Origin of the sequence: Pseudomonas fluorescens (assembly GCF_012974785.1) — a bacterium.
Taxonomy (GTDB): Bacteria; Pseudomonadota; Gammaproteobacteria; order Pseudomonadales; family Pseudomonadaceae; genus Aquipseudomonas; species Aquipseudomonas fluorescens_BT.
Genome location: NZ_CP027561.1, coordinates 1,798,973 through 1,814,387, shown reverse-complemented (window position 1 = coordinate 1,814,387; position 15,415 = coordinate 1,798,973). Strand labels below are relative to the sequence as shown.

Sequence of the window (15,415 nt, the reverse complement as noted above, 5' to 3'; positions counted from 1 at the left end):
GCTCCTACGTACGGCACTTCGCTTAGGCTCAGTGTTCCCTCGCTACGGTGTCCATCAGGGGGCATCGCCTACGGTTTGCTTCGCTGCACCTCCTTTCGATGTATGCGGCTTCGCCGCACGGCGCTGCGCGCCTCCCCCCTGACGGACACCTCCGCTCGGCCTGCCGAAGGGGCAAAAAATCAAAAGCCAGAGCCAGAGCCAGAGCCAGAGCAAAGGCCAGATCAAGAGCTCCTCCTCCCCACTCAACACGATGAGCGTTAGCTCAAGTACCGCTCTTGATCTTCGGGCGACGTCGGAAGGCTGAGTGGAGGGATTTATCCGGGGGTGGGAGCGCAGCGACCGTTTGGCGAAGCCAAACACATCGAGAGGAGGTGCAGCGAAGCAAACCGTAGGCGATGCCCCCCGGATGAATCCCGGAGCGAAGGAACCCCGAGCCTCAGCGAGCGGGCCGAACGTAGGAGCAAGCGTTTTTGGTTACTTTTTAGGCGTTTGTAAAAAGTGACCCGCCGTAAGGGCGGAACCCCAAGAAGCCGTTACCGCGGCAACGGATATACACCCACCTCCCAAGAACATCCGATAACCGCCCACAAAAAAAATGCCCCAATCTCTCGACCAGGGCATTTCCATCCAACTCAACCTACATATTCAACCTAGAAGCCTCAGTGCGAAACCGCCCCACTCGCCCCCAACCCAGTCTGCGAACGCACAAACTGCGGGAAGAACAGCGCACGCTCGTTCTCTGCCGCCGCCGACTTATCGGTGATCGAGAAGAACCAGATGCCGATGAACGCAATGATCATCGAAAACAGCGCCGGATACTCGTAAGGGAAGATCGCCTTCTCATGATGCAGAATCTGCACCCAGATGGTCGGGCCAAGAATCATCAGCCCCACCGCACTCACCAGCCCCAGCCAGCCGCCAATCATGGCGCCACGGGTGGTCAGCTTCTTCCAGTACATTGAGAGCAGCAGCACCGGGAAGTTGCAACTGGCCGCGATGGAGAACGCCAGACCCACCATGAACGCGATGTTCTGGCTTTCGAACAGGATGCCCAGGCCGATGGCCAGAACGCCCAGCGCGATGGTGGTGATCTTCGAAACGCGGATCTCATCCTTGTCGTTGGCCTTGCCCTTCTTGATCACGCTGGCGTACAGGTCATGGGACACCGCCGAAGCGCCGGCCAGGGTCAGACCGGCCACGACCGCCAGAATGGTTGCGAACGCCACGGCCGAGATGAAGCCGAGGAAGATGCTGCCGCCCACGGCGTTGGCCAGGTGCACCGCCGCCATGTTGTTGCCGCCGAGCAGCGCGCCCGCCGCATCTTTAAAGGCCGGGTTGGTGCTGACCAGCAGGATCGCGCCGAAGCCGATGATGAAGGTCAGGATGTAGAAGTAGCCAATGAAACCGGTGGCGTACAGCACGCTCTTACGGGCTTCTTTCGCGTCACTCACAGTGAAGAAGCGCATCAGGATGTGCGGCAGGCCAGCGGTACCGAACATCAGTGCCAGGCCGAGGGAGAACGCCGAGATCGGGTCTTTCACCAGCCCGCCGGGGCTCATGATCGCCTCGCCCTTGGTGTGAACCTTGATGGCTTCGGAGAACAGGGTGTTGAAGTCGAAGTTGACGTGCTTCATCACCATCAGCGCCATGAACGAGGCACCGGACAGCAACAGCACAGCCTTGATGATCTGCACCCAGGTGGTCGCCAGCATGCCGCCGAACAGCACGTACAGGCACATCAGGATACCGACCAGGATCACCGCAACGTGGTAGTCGAGACCGAACAGCAGCTGGATCAGCTTGCCGGCACCAACCATTTGCGCGATCAGGTAGAACGCCACCACCACCAGCGAACCGCAGGCAGACAGCGTGCGGATCTGGGTTTGCCCGAGGCGGTAGGACGCCACGTCAGCAAAGGTGTACTTGCCCAGGTTACGCAGACGCTCGGCGATCAGGAACAGAATGATCGGCCAGCCCACCAGAAAGCCGATCGAATAGATCAGGCCGTCGTAGCCGGAGGTGAACACCAGCGCGGAGATACCCAGGAAGGACGCTGCCGACATGTAGTCACCGGCAATCGCCAGACCGTTCTGGAAACCGGTGATCTTGCCGCCCGCCGCATAGTAGTCGGCGGCCGACTTGTTGCGTTTGGACGCCCAATAGGTGATGCACAGGGTCGCGCCGACGAACACCACGAACATGACGATCGCGGAAACGTTGAGCGGTTGTTTGTGGACTTCGCCGGTCAGGGCGTCAGCGGCCCAGGCGGCTGGAGCGAACGCTGCGATGCTCAAAAGAGCCAGTAGACGCCGGATCATTGCTGAGCCTCCTTGAGAATCGCATTGTTCAGGTCGTCGAACTCGCCATTGGCGCGGCGTACGTAGATACCGGTCAGGACGAAGGCCGAGACGATCAGCCCGACACCGATGGGGATGCCCCAGGTGATCGATGAGCCGGCACTGATCTTGGTCCCGAGCACTTGCGGCCCGTACGCGATCAGCAGGATGAATCCGGAGTAGAGCCCTAGCATGATCGCCGAGAGTATCCAGGCGAACCTTTCCCTTTTTTTCACCAGCTCCTTGAAGCGCGGGCTGTTCTGAATAGAGAGGTAAATGCTGTCGTTCATTGTTTTTATCCTCGCAGCACAGATTTTTATTTTTGGAACGTATCCACTGTATGCGGCTGCGAGCCGGCTTCCAGACGACCTTAGTAGTAGAACGCCATGGCGTTTTTGCCAATTTCCAGACGGCCCGAAAAAGTTGCGCATCCGCCATTAAAGGAAGGGCAATAAAAAAGGCCGCCCGACGAGAAGGCCGGGCGGCCCTGGGAAGCGCAGAGTAGACGCTTCGACTTAGATTACTTGGTCCATTCAGCCACGCGGTCCGGGTGTTTGGCGACCCAGTCCTTGGCGGCTGCGTCAGGTTTGGCACCGTCCTGGATCGCCAGCATGACTTCGCCGATTTCGTCTTTCGAAGCCCACTGGAAGTTCTTCAGGAACTTGGCCACTTCCGGCGCCTTGGTCGCCAGCTCCTTGCTGCCGATGCTGTTCACGGTTTCAGCCGCGCCATACACGCCTTTCGGGTCGTCGAGGAAACGCAGTTTCCACTTGGCGAACATCCAGTGCGGCACCCAACCGGTGACGGCGATGGATTCGTTTTTCTTCTCGGCACGGGTCAGCTCGGCAATCATGCCGGCGCCGGAACTGGCCTTGAGGGTGTATTTGTCGAGGCCGTAATCCTTGATGGCCTGATCGGTCTTGAGCATCACGCCTGAACCGGCATCGATGCCGACGATGCGATTCTTGAACGTGTCATCGGTTTTCAGGTCTTCGATCGACTTGGCTTTCACATACTCCGGCACGATCAGGCCGATTTTCGCGTCCTTGAAGTTCGGGCCGTAATCGACGACCTGATCCTTGTTCTTGGTCCAGTATTCGCCGTGGGTCACCGGCAGCCAGGCCGAGAGCATGGCGTCGAGTTTGCCGGTGGCAACACCCTGCCACATGATCCCGGTGGCGACGGCCTGCAGTTTCACGTCGTAGCCAAGTTTCTGCTTGATCACTTCGGCCGCCACATGGGTGGTCGCGACGCTGTCGGACCAGCCGTCAACGTAACCGATGTTCAGGGTCTGTTTTTCAGCGCTGGCGAAAGTGGAGCTCATCGCAAGTACCAGAGCGGCACCTGCGCCTAAAAGTCGTCGCATCTTCATCGTTACTTCCCCGAAATGCTGCGCCCGACGGATGCCGGACATCGTCAACGTATTGTTATGGTGCACAGCGCCCCCATCACGCCTGACCGCGAACTCGTTCGAACATCAGCGGAGTACTGATGGCTCCGATCATCAACCTGACGCCCGATAAGACCTGCTCTGTCAGCGACCTCAAGGCAACGAGAAACGACATCAGAAAGCCATTAACTGCGTCCGGATATTTGGCGCCAGACAATCCGCCCGAACTTTGCATGTCAAAATCGCGCGGGCCACCAACCTCCTTATAAATGCAGGTAACATGCGTCGCTTTGCAGCCACTCGGCCTGACCATGTCCGCGACTTCCCGTTTCCCCTTTCTTCCTTATCTGTTCGCCTGCCTGCTGGGGCTGTTTGCCCTGTGCAGCTTCTGGTACGGCCTCGGCAAACCGGTGATCCTGCCGGACGTCGCCACCCCGACCCACAAGTTGCAATGCGCCTCCTACACCCCGTTCGACAAGGATCAGTCGCCATTCGACGTGCCGTTCAGACTGCGCCCGGAGCGCATGGACGCCGACCTGGCCCTGCTCGCCACCCGCTTCGAATGCATCCGCACCTATTCCATGACCGGCCTCGAAGCCCTGCCGGAGCTGGCACGCAAGCATGGCTTGAAGCTGATGATCGGCGCCTGGGTCAACAGCAACCCGGTGGACACCGAGAAAGAAGTCGATCTGCTGATCGCCTCGGCCAACGCCAACCCGGACGTGGTCAGTGCAGTGATCGTCGGCAACGAAGCCTTGCTGCGCAAGGAAGTTACCGGTGCGCAACTGGCGAAGTTGATCAACAAGGTCAAAAGCCATATCAAGCAACCGGTGACCTACGCCGATGTCTGGGAGTTCTGGCTCAAGCACCCGGAAGTCGCGCCGGCGGTGGACTTCCTGACCATTCATTTGCTGCCGTACTGGGAAGACGATCCATCGAACATCGACGCTGCCCTGCAACACGTGGCCGATGTGCGCCAGGTGTTCGGCAACAAGTTCGCCCCCAAGGACGTAATGATTGGCGAAACCGGCTGGCCGAGCGAAGGCCGCCAGCGGGAAACCGCGCTGCCGAGCCGGGTCAACGAAGCCAAGTTCATTCGCGGTTTTGTCACCCTCGCGGAACAGCAGGGCTGGCGTTATAACCTGATCGAAGCCTTCGACCAGCCGTGGAAGCGCGGCAGTGAAGGCGCGGTCGGCGGTTACTGGGGATTGTTCGATGCGGACCGTCAGGACAAGGGGGTACTCGCCGGGCCGGTGACCAACGTGCCGTACTGGAAACAGTGGCTGGGCGTCGGCGGGCTGATTTTCATTGGCACGCTGCTGCTGGGCGGTCGCGTGCGCACGACCCGCAGCGCCCTGATCCTGCCTCTGCTCGGCGCACTGGCCGCCTGTTCGATTGGCGCCTGGGGCGATCTGGCACGGGTGACCACGCGGTTCACCAGCGAATGGCTGTGGGTCGGTTTGCTGACGACACTGAACCTGCTGATTCTGGCCCACGCCGCGCTCACCTTGAGCGCCCGCAATGGCTGGCGTGAGCGCGCCTTCGCCGTGTTCGAACGCCGGGCCGGCTGGCTGGTAGCGGCAGCCGGTTTTGCCAGCGCGGTGATGATGCTGGAGATGGTGTTCGATCCGCGCTATCGCAGCTTTGCGAGCATGGCGTTCATCCTGCCGGCGCTGGTTTATCTGTGCCGTCCGGTGAGCGTGCCGCGCCGGGAAATCGCCTTGCTGACCTTCATCATTGGCGCGGGCATCGCCCCGCAGCTGTTCCGTGAAGGTCTGCAGAACCAGCAGGCGTGGGGCTGGGCGCTGGTCAGCGGGTTGATGGTGGCAGCGTTGTGGCGCTGCCTGCAGGTTCGCAAGGGCTGACCTTCAGAGACTGAACCCGCCTCTTCGCTGGCAAGCCAGCTCCCACAGGATTCCCGTCTGCCACAGGTTCTGTGTCTGCATGGATCAAGTGCGGGAGCTGGCTTGCCGGCGATGGCTCACTGTCAGACGCCGCGGGACTCTCTAACCAGCCGCAACCCGGCAATCACCACCGCAAACACCGCCAGCGTCGTGTTGTACAGCGCCAGCGCCGGCAACCCGAACACCAGCGCCAGCACCGCCAGCCACCACCCTGCCCGTCCTGGCACGACAAAACCGATCACCGCAGCTGCAATGGCCGCCCAGCCCAGCACCTGAAAGTGGATCAACAGCCCAAGGTTCGAGCGCACCGAGCATTCCCATCGGCTCGCCTCATCCACGCAGATGCCCACCCATTGCGCGTCCTCCATAAAGCCATAACGCGCGCCATAACTGGCAGCCAGCCATAACGGCAACAGAACGAGCAGCAGAATCACAGGCAAGCGGCGGGACATGGAGCACTCCAATCGATGAAATCGGCGGCCAGCTTAATCGCCTGCCAGCCTTGTGCAAGAACTAACAACTCTTAACTGGTCATTCGATCCGCGCAAAGTGTATCGTCCGACTGCTATTACCCCGAATTCCGTCAGTTTGGTGCCTCGGCATGGCACTTTGGCGCTAACCCAGTGGTCATAGCCTGCGAACCTCATTCGGCACCTTCCTTTAAGGGATTCACTCATGCTCCGATCCTTGCGCTTCGCCGCCCTGTTTGGCGGCCTTATTCTGAGTGCGTCCGCGCTGGCGGTGGATATCGACGCCGCCAGCTATGGCTATCCCCTGACCAACCCGTTCGAAGCGACCATCGCCACCACGCCGCCGGACCTGCGGCCGGAGTTGCCGTCGGACGACGACATCAATCAGACCGACCGCAGCGTCACCCTGCGCCCGGAACGCGAGTTCATCCTGCCGGACAATTTCTGGGCAGTGAAAAAACTCACCTATCGCATCGCCACCCAGGACAAGGCGGCCCCGCTGATCTTCCTGATTGCCGGCACCGGCGCGCGTTATGACAGCAGCCTCAACGAATACCTGAAAAAGCTCTACTACAAGGCCGGCTACCACGTGGTGCAGCTGTCCTCCCCCACCAGTTTCGACTTCATGAGCGCCGCCTCGCGCTTCGCCACCCCCGGCGTGACCAAGGAAGACGCCGAAGACATGTACCGGGTGATGCAGGCCGTTCGCGCGCAAAATCCGAAGGTGCCGGTCACCGACTATTACTTGAGCGGCTACAGCCTCGGTGCGCTGGACGCTGCGTTCGTCGCTCACCTGGACGAAACCCGCCGCAGTTTCAACTTCAAGAAAGTCCTGCTGCTGAATCCGCCGGTCAACCTCTACACCTCGATCACCAACCTCGACAAGCTGGTGCAGACCGAGGTCAAGGGCATCAACAACAGCACCACGTTCTATGAACTGGTGCTGTCCAAGTTGACCCGCTACTTCCAGCAAAAGGGCTACATCGACCTCAACGATGCGTTGCTCTATGACTTCCAGCAGTCCAAGCAGCACCTGAGCAACGAGCAGATGGCGATGCTGATCGGCACCTCGTTCCGTTTCTCGGCCGCCGACATCGCCTTTACCTCTGACCTGATCAACCGTCGCGGTCTGATCACCCCGCCGAAATTCCCGATCACCGAAGGCACCAGCCTCACGCCGTTCCTCAAGCGTGCGCTGCAATGCGACTTCGACTGCTACCTGACTGAACAGGTGATCCCGATGTGGCGCGCCCGCACCGACGGCGGCAGCCTGCTGCAACTGATCGATCAGGTCAGCCTGTACGCCCTCAAGGATTACCTGCACGACAGCCCGAAAATCGCCGTGATGCACAACGCCGACGACGTGATCCTCGGCCCCGGCGACCTCAGCTTCCTGCGCAAGACCTTCGGCGATCGGCTGACGGTTTACCCACTGGGCGGCCATTGCGGCAACCTTAACTACCGCGTCAACAGCGACGCCATGCTGGAGTTCTTCCGTGGCTAAATATCTCCTGCTGTTTGCAGCGTTACTCTGTGCAGGCGTGGCCCAGGCCGACAACAGCAAAGCCAACGCACCGGTGGTGGTCGACAGTGACGGCTTCAAGGAGCCGCTGTCCAAACTCAAGTTCAACCCGGGACTGGACCAGCGCGAGTTCGAGCGCTCCACGCTCAACGCGCTGAATGTGTATGACCCGCTGGAATCGTGGAACCGCCGGGTCTACCACTTCAACTACCGCTTCGACCAATGGGTGTTCCTGCCGGTGGTCGATGGTTATCGTTATGTCACGCCCGGCTTCGTGCGTTCCGGTGTGAGCAACTTTTTCAACAACCTTGGCGACGTGCCGAACCTGGTCAACAGCCTGTTGCAGTTCAAAGGCAAGCGCTCGATGGAAACCACCGCGCGCCTGCTGCTCAACACCACCATCGGCATCGCCGGCCTGTGGGATCCGGCCACCGCCATGGGCCTGCCACGCCAGAACGAAGACTTCGGCCAGACCCTGGGCTTCTACGGTGTACCGGGCGGCGCCTACTTCGTGCTGCCGATTCTCGGCCCGTCGAACATCCGCGACACCGCGGGCCTCGCGGTGGACTACACCGCCGAATCGGCGATCAACTACCTGAACGTATCGAAAGTCAGCGAAAACCATCCGGAAATCTGGGCGCTGCGGGCAGTCGACAAGCGCTATCAGACCCATTTCCGATACGGCCAGATGAACTCGCCGTTCGAGTACGAGAAGGTGCGCTACGTGTATACCGAATCGCGCAAACTGCAGATCGCCGAGTAAATCCGGCAGTTACAAAAAAAGGCCATTCGATGCAAATCGAATGGCCTTTTTCATTGAGCAGACATCAGCCCTTCAGGGCTTTCCAGATCTTCCCGACGACCGATACGACAGCCAGCACCACTGCCCCCGCCACGACCCCCGCGACGCCGTTGAGCAACACAGGCACTGCAAACCCTACGCTGCCCGCCGCAGCGGCCACGCTCTCGATCCAGTCATGCACCTGCGGTACGCCGTGAGTGAGGATGCCGCCGCCGACCAGGAACATCGCCGCCGTGCCGATCACCGACAAGCCTTTCATCATGTAAGGCGCGGCCCGCAGGATCGCGTTGCCAATGCGTTTCGCCGCAGCGCCGGGCTTCTGCGTCAGCCACAGGCCGAGGTCATCGAGCTTGACGATCCCGGCCACCAGGCCATAGACGCCCACGGTCATCACGATAGCGATGCCCGACATCACGATCACTTGCTGGGTCAGCGAAGCCTCGGCCACGGTGCCGAGGGTGATGGCGATGATTTCCGCCGAAAGGATGAAGTCGGTGCGGATAGCGCCTTTGATCTTGTCCTTCTCGTAGGCCACCAGATCGGTCGCAGGATCGGCCACCGCGGCGGTCAACTGCGCATGCTCGGCCTGATCTTCATCCTTGCCGTGCAGCAGCGGGTGCGCGAGCTTTTCGAAACCTTCGAAGCACAGATACGCGCCACCGACCATCAACAGCGGCGTCACCAGCCACGGCACAAAGGCACTGATCGCCAGCGCCGACGGTACCAGGATCAGCTTGTTGACGAACGAGCCCTTGGCCACCGCCCACACGACGGGAATTTCCCGCTCGGCGCGTACGCCGGAGACTTGCTGGGCATTGAGCGCCAGGTCATCGCCGAGCACCCCGGCGGTCTTCTTGGCGGCCATTTTGCTCATCAACGCCACATCATCCAGAACGGTAGCGATGTCGTCGATCAGCACCAGCAAACTGCTTCCTGCCATGAATCATGTTTCCTTATGTGAATAATGCCGCGCAGCATACCGCGACTGCAGGCCACACGGGGCATTGTTGAGCGTCGCGCGAGGCCGGTGCTACCATGCGCAACCGCCAGAACAGGCAAGGAACCACCGGGTTTATGAGCACAATCCGCGAGCGCAACAAAGAACTGATCCTGCGTGCCGCCAGTGAAGAGTTTGCCGACAAGGGCTTCGCGGCGACCAAAACCAGCGACATCGCCGCCAAGGCAGGACTGCCCAAGCCCAACGTCTATTACTACTTCAAGTCCAAGGAAAACCTCTACCGCGAGGTACTGGAAAGTATCATCGTGCCGATCCTGCAGGCCTCGACCCCGTTCAACCCGGACGGCGTACCGAGCGAAGTGCTGAGCGGCTACATCCGCTCGAAGATCCGCATCTCCCGCGACCTGCCGTTTGCCTCCAAGGTGTTCGCCAGCGAAATCATGCACGGCGCCCCGCACCTGAGCGCCGACCTGGTCGAGCAACTCAATGGCCAGGCCAAGCACAACATCAACTGCATCCAGACCTGGATCGACCGCGGCCAGATCGCCCCGATCGACCCCAACCACCTGATGTTCAGCATCTGGGCCGCGACCCAGACCTACGCCGACTTCGACTGGCAGATCTCCGCCGTGACCGGCAAGGAAAAGCTCGACGAAGCCGACTATGAAGCGGCGGCACAAACCATCACCCGGTTGGTGCTCAAGGGCTGCGAGCCGGACTGAAGTCTCCGGCGACCTCATCGCTAGCAGGCTAGCTCCCACTCTCCTGCATCCGCAAACTCTCCTGTGGGAGCTAGCCTGCTAGCGATGAAGGCGACTCGATTTTGGCTTGAGCCCAAATGGCATCCCACAACGGATAGTCAGACAGCTTTTCCACCAGTCCAGCCCGCAATGGGTTAGCCACGACATACCGTGCCATTTTCACCAAGTCATCTTCTTGGCGCAGAGCCTGGTCATAAAACCCCTTTTGCCAAAGATTGATTTTTCCGCCAGTGGACTGGTTCACGGCTTTGGTACTGAATGATTTAGTCCGTTGCATCAACTCACCGAGCGATCCCCTCTTCAGCTCAACGAGCCAGTGAAAGTGATCGGGCATAACAACCCAAGCCAGAGAGTTCACATGACCCTGTTTCTGCGCAAAGACAAACTGATTGGCCACTAACCTGCCCAAAGCAAAATCTCTGAAAAACGGTTTTCTCTGGCAAGTATTGGAAGTGAGCAAATAAATGCGATCAGGTTCGGCATAGCGGCCGATTCTTAGGCGGTGTGAAGCGGGTGAATTGGACATTGATGAGCCTCCTCCATGATTGCAGTCATGAAAAAAGCTAGCCCTGAAAAGGCTGGGGGGCGGTTCAGATCCTTATCAGGTTGTGTCTGCCAGGCAGCCATCGCGAGCAGGCTCGCTCCCACAGGGGCTTTAAGGTGGCCACAGAAATGTTTCTACCTGTGACCACCTGTAGCAGTAAGCCTGCTCGCAATGGCGTCAATTCAAACGCCGAAAATCAGGCAGCCACCCCCGCATCCGCCCGCAGATCCAGGGCCTCCACGGCCTTGATTGCCACCTGCTCATCGATGTCCGACAAATCGCCGCTGATGCCGATCGCACCCAGCACGCTCCCCGCCTGATCACGAATCAACACACCACCCGGTGCCGGCACGACGCTGCCCTGCCCCATGCTGTTGAGTGCGGCGATGAACGCCGGGCGTTGTTGCGCGTCCAGCGCCAGCAGGCGCGAGCCCTTGCCCAGGGCGATGGCGCCCCAGGCTTTGCCGATGGCGATGTTCGGGCGCAGCAGGCTGGCGCCGTCTTCGCGTTGCAAGGTGACCAGATGGCCGCCGGTATCCAGTACCGCGATGGTCAGCGGCGCGGCGGAGATCGCCCGCCCTGCATTGATGGCTTCGTTGACCAGCTTGACTGCGACTTTCAAGGTTAAAGCGCTCATGGTGCCGTCCTCATTTTGTTATTGGGAAAGCCGTTGGGCTGCGCGTTTGTGCCGCAGCCCGATGCCACAAATAGAACACAATGAATTATTTTTTTGTATACAATAATTCTCGAAAAGCGCCTCATGCGACGAAAAGCCACAGCAGAACAGGCTTCCGACGAATGAAACAGCCGCTTGAGAAAATGGATTGACCTGCGCCGTCCGCCGTGAATACACTCTGCGCAAAGCCACTTGTATACAATTACAAAACGTAAAGAGGCACAAAACCATGAGCAAAATGAGAGCAATCGAAGCCGCCGTTCTGGTGATGCGCCGTGAAGGGGTTGATACCGCTTTTGGCATTCCGGGTGCTGCGATCAACCCGCTGTATTCCGCCCTGAAGAAAGTCGGTGGCATCGATCACGTCCTCGCTCGCCACGTTGAAGGCGCCTCGCACATGGCCGAGGGCTACACCCGCACCAAGGCCGGCAACATCGGCGTGTGCATCGGCACTTCCGGCCCGGCCGGTACCGACATGGTCACCGGCCTGTACAGCGCCTCCGCGGACTCGATCCCGATCCTCTGCATCACCGGGCAAGCACCCCGTGCCCGTATGCACAAGGAAGACTTCCAGGCCGTCGACATCACCAGCATCGTCAAGCCAGTGACCAAGTGGGCAACCACCGTTCTGGAGCCGGGCCAGGTGCCTTATGCGTTCCAGAAAGCCTTCTATGAAATGCGCTCCGGCCGTCCGGGCCCGGTGCTGATCGACCTGCCGTTCGACGTACAGATGGCCGAAATCGAATTCGACATCGACGCCTACCAGCCACTGCCGCTGGCCAAGCCGAGCGCCACCCGCGTGCAGGTTGAAAAGGCCCTGGCACTCCTCGATCAGGCCGAGCGTCCATTGCTGGTGGCCGGTGGCGGCATCATTAACGCCGACGCCAGCGATCTTCTGGTCGAGTTCGCCGAGCTGACCGGCATCCCGGTCATCCCGACCCTGATGGGCTGGGGCACGATTCCGGACGATCACCCGCTGATGGTCGGCATGGTCGGTCTGCAGACTTCGCACCGTTACGGCAACGCCACGATGCTGAAATCCGACGTGGTGCTGGGCATCGGTAACCGTTGGGCTAACCGTCACACCGGTTCGGTCGATGTTTACACCGAAGGTCGCAAGTTCATTCACGTCGACATCGAAGGCACCCAGATCGGCCGCGTGTTCACTCCGGACCTGGGCATCGTTTCCGACGCTGCCGCCGCGCTGACCGTGTTCATCGAGGTCGCTCGTGAATGGCAAGCCGCCGGCAAGCTGAAAAACCGCAGTGCCTGGCTGCAGGACTGCCAGCAGCGCAAGTCCAGCCTGCAACGCAAGACCCACTTCGACAACGTGCCGGTCAAGCCGCAGCGCGTTTACGAAGAAATGAACCAGGTGTTCGGCAAGGACACCTGCTACGTCAGCACCATTGGTCTGTCGCAGATTGCCGGCGCGCAGTTCCTGCACGTCTACAAGCCGCGTCACTGGATCAACTGCGGCCAGGCCGGCCCGTTGGGCTGGACCATTCCGGCAGCGCTGGGCGTGGTGAAGGCCGATCCGAACCGTAAAGTCGTGGCCCTGTCGGGGGACTATGACTTCCAGTTCATGATCGAAGAACTGGCGGTCGGCGCCCAGTTCAAACTGCCGTACATCCACGTCGTGGTGAACAACTCGTACCTGGGGCTGATCCGTCAGGCCCAGCGCGGGTTCGAAATGGACTACTGCGTGCAGCTGTCCTTCGATAACCTCAACGCACCGGAACTCAACGGTTACGGTGTCGATCACGTCGCCGTCGCCGAAGGCCTGGGCTGCAAGGCACTGCGTGTGTTCGAACCGGCTGACATCGCCCCTGCCCTGCGCAAGGCCGAAGAGCTGATCGAAGAGTTCAAGGTGCCGGTGATCGTCGAGATCATTCTGGAGCGTGTGACCAACATCTCCATGGGGACCGAGATCAACGCCGTCAACGAATTCGAAGACCTGGCGCTGGTCGGCAACGATGCGCCTACCGCGATTTCGTTGCTCGACTGATTGCTTTTAGCCCCCTCTCCCTCCGGGAGAGGGCTGGGGTGAGGGAAAGGTTTTGCAGTGCTCGCAAAATCAGGATCAGACTCAAGATTCCCCTCACCCTAACCCTCTCCCCAGGAGAGGGGACTTGATCGCGTTTAGTCTGACCACCCGCGTCAAAACCGTTTTAGGAGACCACCATGCCGCGTTTCGCAGCCAACTTGTCCATGCTGTTCACCGAACAGGATTTCCTTGCCCGTTTCGACGCCGCCGCCAAGGCTGGCTTCAGCGGTGTCGAGTATCTGTTTCCGTACGATTTCAGCTCTGCCGAAATCAAGGCCAGACTCGACGCCAACGGTCTGACCCAAGTGCTGTTCAACCTGCCGGCCGGTGACTGGGCCAAGGGCGAGCGCGGTATCGCGTGCCTGCCGGACCGGGTCGAAGAGTTCCGCGCCGGGGTCGATCTGGCCATCGCTTACGCACAGGTCCTGGGCAACACCCAGATCAACTGCCTGGCCGGTATTCATCCGCAGGGCGTGGACGATGCCACCGTTGAAAAGACCTTCGTCGCCAACCTCAAGTACGCCGCCGACAAGCTGCAAGCCGTCGGCATCAAACTGGTGATGGAAGCGATCAACACCCGCGACATCCCGGGTTTCTACCTGAACAACACGGCGCAGGCCCTGTCGATTCGCGAGCAGGTCGGCAGCGCCAATCTGTTCCTGCAATACGACATCTATCACATGCAAATCATGGAAGGCGATCTGGCCCGCACCCTGCAATCGCACCTGGCCGAGATCAACCATGTGCAGCTGGCCGACAATCCGGGCCGCAACGAGCCGGGCACTGGCGAGATCAACTACCGCTTCCTGTTCGAACACCTTGATCGCATCGGTTATCAGGGCTGGGTCGGCTGCGAGTACAAACCGCTGACCACCACTGAAGCGGGCCTCGGCTGGCTGAAGACCCATAACGCGATTTAAGAACAATGCAAAACCCTGTGGGAGCGGGCTTGCTCGCGAAAACGGTGTATCAGTCACCGAAAATGTTGAATGTTGAACCGCATTCGCGAGCAAGCCCGCTCCCACCCAAAGCAACACCCCCTATTTGCTTGAGCAAGACAAAAACAAGAGGAATTTCTCATGGCTAAAATCGGATTCATCGGCACCGGCATCATGGGCCACCCAATGGCGGCAAACCTGCAGAAAGCCGGTCACAGCCTGTTCCTGTCGGCGCACCACGATGCTGCACCTGCCGACCTGGTCGCCGCTGGCGCCGTCGCTCTGGCCAACCCACGCGAAGTGGCGCAGGAAGCTGAATTCATCATCGTCATGGTCCCGGATACCCCGCAGGTCGAAGACGTGCTGTTCCGCGCCGACGGCGTCGCGGCCGGTATCGGCAAGGGCAAGGTGGTGATCGACATGAGCTCGATCTCGCCGACCGCCACCAAGGCTTTCGCGGCGAAGATCAACGAGAAAGGCGCGCAATACCTCGACGCTCCGGTGTCCGGTGGTGAAGTCGGTGCCAAGGCTGCGACCCTGAGCATCATGGTCGGTGGCGACGCCGATGCCTTCGAACGCGCACTGCCGCTGTTCCAGGCCATGGGCAAGAACATCACCCTGGTCGGTGGCAATGGCGACGGTCAGACCGCCAAGGTGGCGAACCAGATCATCGTTGCCCTGAACATTCAGGCCGTGGCCGAAGCCCTGCTGTTCGCGTCGAAAAACGGTGCCGATCCAGCCAAGGTACGTGAAGCGCTGATGGGCGGTTTCGCCTCCTCGAAGATCCTCGAAGTGCACGGCGAGCGCATGATCAAGGGCACCTTCGATCCGGGCTTCCGCATCAGCCTGCACCAGAAGGACCTGAACCTGGCCCTGCAAGGCGCCAAGGAGCTGAACATCAACCTGCCGAACACCGCCAACGCCCAGCAAGTGTTCAGCACCTGCGCGGCCATCGGTGGCAGCAACTGGGACCACTCGGCGCTGATCAAGGGCCTGGAACACATGGCCAACTTCTCGATTCGCGACAAGAAGTAAGCCCTGCCCCAACCTGCATCAAACCTGTGGGAGCC

The 15,415-nt window shown here is 60.1% G+C and carries 14 protein-coding genes; 7 read left to right on the top strand and 7 right to left on the bottom strand.

Annotation, left to right across the window (positions count from 1 at the left end):
- Positions 1 to 659: 659 nt before the first annotated feature.
- From C6Y56_RS08170 to C6Y56_RS08160, 3 genes are all read right to left on the bottom strand, one after another.
- The gene (locus C6Y56_RS08170) at positions 660 to 2,318 is read right to left on the bottom strand and encodes a cation acetate symporter (protein ID WP_169429449.1); all 1,659 of its coding nucleotides are present in this window, start codon (positions 2,316 to 2,318) and stop codon (positions 660 to 662) included.
- A complete protein-coding gene (locus tag C6Y56_RS08165) occupies positions 2,315 to 2,626 on the bottom strand; it encodes a DUF485 domain-containing protein (protein WP_096822125.1) in 312 nt (103 codons plus the stop codon). Before C6Y56_RS08165 ends, C6Y56_RS08170 begins: the two co-directional genes overlap by 4 nt.
- Positions 2,627 to 2,856: 230 nt before the next feature.
- Positions 2,857 to 3,708, bottom strand: coding sequence for a glycine betaine ABC transporter substrate-binding protein (locus tag C6Y56_RS08160; RefSeq protein ID WP_169429448.1), 852 nt, complete (start codon positions 3,706 to 3,708; stop codon positions 2,857 to 2,859).
- A gap of 287 nt (positions 3,709 to 3,995) precedes the next feature.
- On the opposite strand from C6Y56_RS08160, the gene C6Y56_RS08155 reads away from it, so the two are divergent.
- A complete protein-coding gene (locus C6Y56_RS08155) occupies positions 3,996 to 5,591 on the top strand; it encodes a beta (1-6) glucans synthase (protein ID WP_169429447.1) in 1,596 nt (531 codons plus the stop codon).
- 122 nt (positions 5,592 to 5,713) lie between these two features.
- On the opposite strand, the gene C6Y56_RS08150 is transcribed toward C6Y56_RS08155, so the two are convergent.
- On the bottom strand, positions 5,714 to 6,082 hold the full coding sequence (locus C6Y56_RS08150; protein ID WP_169429446.1) for a hypothetical protein: 369 nt from the start codon (positions 6,080 to 6,082) through the stop codon (positions 5,714 to 5,716).
- A 223-nt stretch (positions 6,083 to 6,305) separates the two neighbouring features.
- On the opposite strand from C6Y56_RS08150, the gene C6Y56_RS08145 reads away from it, so the two are divergent.
- Together C6Y56_RS08145 and C6Y56_RS08140 are read left to right on the top strand one after the other, a co-directional pair.
- On the top strand, positions 6,306 to 7,604 hold the full coding sequence (locus C6Y56_RS08145; protein ID WP_169429445.1) for a serine/threonine protein kinase: 1,299 nt from the start codon (positions 6,306 to 6,308) through the stop codon (positions 7,602 to 7,604).
- Positions 7,597 to 8,385 carry an MlaA family lipoprotein gene (locus C6Y56_RS08140; RefSeq protein WP_169429444.1) on the top strand — a complete coding sequence of 263 codons (789 nt, stop codon included), beginning with the start codon at positions 7,597 to 7,599 and terminating at the stop codon, positions 8,383 to 8,385. The genes C6Y56_RS08145 and C6Y56_RS08140 overlap by 8 nt, the downstream gene beginning before the upstream one ends.
- Before the next feature lie 64 nt (positions 8,386 to 8,449).
- On the opposite strand, the gene C6Y56_RS08135 is transcribed toward C6Y56_RS08140, so the two are convergent.
- On the bottom strand, positions 8,450 to 9,364 hold the full coding sequence (locus C6Y56_RS08135) for a DUF808 domain-containing protein (RefSeq protein WP_169429443.1): 915 nt from the start codon (positions 9,362 to 9,364) through the stop codon (positions 8,450 to 8,452).
- Between the two features lie 134 nt (positions 9,365 to 9,498).
- Here C6Y56_RS08135 and C6Y56_RS08130 point away from each other — a divergent pair, with 134 nt between their 5' ends.
- On the top strand, positions 9,499 to 10,104 hold the full coding sequence (locus tag C6Y56_RS08130; RefSeq protein ID WP_169429442.1) for a TetR/AcrR family transcriptional regulator: 606 nt from the start codon (positions 9,499 to 9,501) through the stop codon (positions 10,102 to 10,104).
- A gap of 70 nt (positions 10,105 to 10,174) precedes the next feature.
- On the opposite strand, the gene C6Y56_RS08125 is transcribed toward C6Y56_RS08130, so the two are convergent.
- Together C6Y56_RS08125 and C6Y56_RS08120 are read right to left on the bottom strand one after the other, a co-directional pair.
- Complete coding sequence (locus C6Y56_RS08125; protein WP_169429441.1) at positions 10,175 to 10,669, bottom strand: REP-associated tyrosine transposase; 495 nt, start codon at positions 10,667 to 10,669, stop codon at positions 10,175 to 10,177.
- A 214-nt stretch (positions 10,670 to 10,883) separates the two neighbouring features.
- Positions 10,884 to 11,324 (bottom strand): GlcG/HbpS family heme-binding protein, encoded by a 441-nt coding sequence (locus C6Y56_RS08120; RefSeq protein WP_169429440.1) that lies wholly within the window; start codon positions 11,322 to 11,324, stop codon positions 10,884 to 10,886.
- Between the two features lie 268 nt (positions 11,325 to 11,592).
- On the opposite strand from C6Y56_RS08120, the gene gcl reads away from it, so the two are divergent.
- The 3 genes from gcl to C6Y56_RS08105 all read left to right on the top strand — a co-directional run bounded on the left by gcl (position 11,593) and on the right by C6Y56_RS08105 (position 15,380).
- Positions 11,593 to 13,368 (top strand): glyoxylate carboligase, encoded by a 1,776-nt coding sequence (gene gcl, locus C6Y56_RS08115; RefSeq protein ID WP_169429439.1) that lies wholly within the window; start codon positions 11,593 to 11,595, stop codon positions 13,366 to 13,368.
- Between the two features lie 176 nt (positions 13,369 to 13,544).
- On the top strand, positions 13,545 to 14,327 hold the full coding sequence (hyi, locus tag C6Y56_RS08110) for a hydroxypyruvate isomerase (RefSeq protein ID WP_169429438.1): 783 nt from the start codon (positions 13,545 to 13,547) through the stop codon (positions 14,325 to 14,327).
- A gap of 159 nt (positions 14,328 to 14,486) precedes the next feature.
- Positions 14,487 to 15,380, top strand: coding sequence for a 2-hydroxy-3-oxopropionate reductase (locus C6Y56_RS08105; RefSeq protein WP_085605836.1), 894 nt, complete (start codon positions 14,487 to 14,489; stop codon positions 15,378 to 15,380).
- The last annotated feature ends 35 nt before the right edge of the window (positions 15,381 to 15,415 follow it).